The 2,998-nt window shown below is 32.4% G+C and carries 3 protein-coding genes; all 3 read right to left on the bottom strand.

The features are described 5' to 3' along the window. Positions 1–171: 171 nt before the first annotated feature. The 3 genes from ACG9ZB_RS16530 to ACG9ZB_RS16520 all read right to left on the bottom strand — a co-directional run bounded on the left by ACG9ZB_RS16530 (position 172) and on the right by ACG9ZB_RS16520 (position 2,827). Positions 172–2,082, bottom strand: coding sequence for an acyltransferase family protein (locus ACG9ZB_RS16530; protein ID WP_419326787.1), 1,911 nt, complete (start codon positions 2,080–2,082; stop codon positions 172–174). Between the two features lie 159 nt (positions 2,083–2,241). After that, on the bottom strand, positions 2,242–2,514 hold the full coding sequence (gene nadS / locus ACG9ZB_RS16525; protein WP_000369781.1) for a NadS family protein: 273 nt from the start codon (positions 2,512–2,514) through the stop codon (positions 2,242–2,244). Then, positions 2,507–2,827, bottom strand: coding sequence for a type II toxin-antitoxin system RelE/ParE family toxin (locus ACG9ZB_RS16520; protein ID WP_039253786.1), 321 nt, complete (start codon positions 2,825–2,827; stop codon positions 2,507–2,509). Before ACG9ZB_RS16520 ends, nadS begins: the two co-directional genes overlap by 8 nt. Positions 2,828–2,998: the final 171 nt, after the last annotated feature.

The following is a 2,998-nucleotide window of genomic DNA, read 5'->3' as shown; positions in this document are numbered from 1 at the left end:
CAACTATGAAAGACCACACCAAGCAAACAAAGGAAGGCCACCTCTAATGGCTGCTTAACCTCTACTTTTAACTTCGGTTATTTATGGGAGGATTACCGTTTCGTATAAGAAATTTTATGTTAAATGAGTTTATTTTTTTTTAATAAACTCATTTAATCTTTTATGTATAGTTTAATTTAGAACTTCTTCAAACATTGGTGTAAGAAGTTTATTTCCATACTCGCTTAGGTGATCTCCATCACGGTAAATAGAGCGGCCTTTATATTCAGAAATACACTTTCCTTGTTGGCACAAAAATTTTGAAGGGGCTAGAATTTTAGCATTGCATTTTTGTGCCACATCTTCTAAAAGTTTATTCATTTGAGATGATCTATTTTGATATTGAGAATATGAGATAGAATTATCTAATATTTTATTAAGAATCATCATTTGTTTAGCCATTAAAGGAGGAATATTAATCCCCATTTCTGGAATTGTAGAAACTATATACACTGGTGAAATTGGAGAGATATCACAAATTGATTTTTCAAAATTATCTTGAAATTCAAGGTATTTTTCCTTCTTTGTGATTTTTTTATCACTAAAATAAATAATTTGTGAATTATCTCTATCAATATTGTTTTCACCTTCCATTCTTTCTAAGTATCTATTTACAATGAAAATAGGAGTATTTGTATGTTGCTTCAAATATTGATGACGATCTTCATTTATTTTAGTACAAAATGAAATATCTTCATTAAATCTTGCATTTAAGATATAAGGGCAGCCAGACCTAGCAGCATATATAACACCATCTTTACTTAAATTCAAAATACTAGTTATAGATGATGCAATAGCATCCGCATGACTATCCCCAAGAATAATAGCTTTAATATTGTCTTTGTTTCCAATTATGCATGTTTCAAATTTTTCAGAAGCGAATACGGATTCACATCTTTGAGGAAAATCATTGTTAACTTCATTTAAAATAGTGGTAATTTTTTCTGAAACACGAAATTCCATTCCGTCAGTTTTTTTTATAATATAGCCACATACTAAAATAACTAAAAATATATAAAAGGGTTTAACCTTATAGAGCTCTTTCCAATATAAATATCTTGAAAAATTAATCTTTTCAATTAATTGATAGCTTAAAAATCCGAGCAAGATAGAAAGAGGAATGCCATAGATCCACCAATCTTCAAATGCAAAGTAGAATCCAAAAACTACTAAAGGCCAATGCCATACATAGATGGAATAAGACCATTTTCCGACATAGTTAAAAACTATGTTATTGATGATGAAATTATTTTGGAAGTTACTTACGATAATTAAATATGCACCAAAGACAGGTATTAGTGCCATATAACCAGGCCATAATGTATCTTTTGACATTAAGAAATATGAAGCAACAATAAGTACAATACCTAATGATTGAATTGTAATTTGCTTTATCTTACTTTGAAGTGACCAAGGATATAAAAACGCCAATCCACCGAGTAACATCTCCCATGCTCGGCTTGTAAGTAAGAAGTAAGCAGTCTTACTGTCTTTGTAAGTTGCATAAATACAGTAAATAAAACTCGCTAGAAATAATCCTATAACAACACGTTTTAGATTTGTAAAACTGAAATATTTTTTTAGAATGAGAATAAGAATTGGGAAGAAGATATAAAATTGCCATTCAACAGATAGTGACCATGTATGTAGTAACCACTTTGTATGCTCTGCTGTATCAAAATAACCACCACCTTTTGCAAATAAAAGATTTGATATAAATAAAGAACTTTTCTCAACTTGTCGTCCTAAGTCACGATAGTCACTAGGGATTAAATAGAACCAACCAAATACGAGTAAAACAGCTGACATTGCAGCTAATACAGGGATGATTCTATTTGCTCTGGCGTTATAAAATTTGAATAAATTAAAGGTCTTTTTTTCTACACCACTAAAAATAATCGATGTCATTAAAAAGCCAGAAATAACAAAGAAAACATCAACCCCTGCAAATCCACCTGGTAGCCATTGTGGATTAAAGTGAAAAAGGACTACGGCAAGAACAGCAATTGCTCGTAGTCCATTTATATCGTATCTAAATTGCATGAAAAAAGTGTAGTAAATCAGGAAATTGGCATATTCTATAACTTAATGAAATTGAAATCAGAATTAATTATTAATTTTAAGTTTTCCTAAAATTAACATAATACACCTTATACGAAATAAAAATGGGAGCCTTAAGCTCCCATTTTTTAAGTAATTTTTTCAAATAAGGCTTGGGTGAGCATCTAAAATTCGAATCAATGTAGCTGCTGGTCCAGTTGGATAGCGTCGTCCCTGTTCCCAATTTTGCAGGGTACGGGGGCTAATATGTAGACGTGCAGCAAATTCATTTTGGCTCAAGCCAGTTTTTTCACGTACTTCTTTAATATCAGGCAATTCGAGTTCTGTAACTCGGCTTGCTTTAACTTCTTTACGTTTGATAGCTCCAGCTTCTTTGATTGAAGCAACCAAGTCATCAAATAAGTTGTTATCCATGAAATTGCTCCTTCACGAGTTGGCGCAGAATGGCGGTTTCCTTATCTGTTAAATTATCTTTTACTGATTTTGGATAAGCCACTAAGAAAAAGATCTGATCATCCTCGGTGACCCAATAATAAATCACCCGTATCCCACCACTTTTCCCTTTGTTACCTTGAGCACAACGTACTTTGCGAATACCACCGCCATTCTTGATTAGGTCACCTCTATCAGGCTGTACCAAAAGATCTTGCTGAAGTTGACGATATTCCTCATCAGATACAAGGTCTTTAATTTGCTTGGTAAAGATGCTGGTTTCAATAAATAACATGGACTCTTTATACGTCAATGGCGTATTTGAATTTTAGCAGTTTCCATAACAAAAAACGAGAGCTGGTAGCTCTCTGTTATTCCCAAGTAGAAATGTCCTACCTAATAACCAAATAGAAATGTCCTATACAGACATTTCCAAGTCAAGCACAGGATTTAGATTTCGTTCTTT

It is taken from the genome of Acinetobacter johnsonii, from assembly GCF_048551975.1.
GTDB lineage: Bacteria > Pseudomonadota > Gammaproteobacteria > Pseudomonadales > Moraxellaceae > Acinetobacter > Acinetobacter johnsonii_A.
Note: the sequence above shows the minus strand (reverse complement) of the source record. Positions and strands in the feature narration are given on the sequence as shown.

What these genes read in the sequence shown, in the direction of transcription:
- ACG9ZB_RS16530 (WP_419326787.1), bottom strand. Translation starts at nt 2,082, where the DNA reads ATGCAATTTAGATACGATATAAATGGACTACGAGCAATTGCTGTTCTT.
- nadS (WP_000369781.1), bottom strand. Translation starts at nt 2,514, where the DNA reads ATGGATAACAACTTATTTGATGACTTGGTTGCTTCAATCAAAGAAGCT.
- ACG9ZB_RS16520 (WP_039253786.1), bottom strand. Translation starts at nt 2,827, where the DNA reads ATGTTATTTATTGAAACCAGCATCTTTACCAAGCAAATTAAAGACCTT.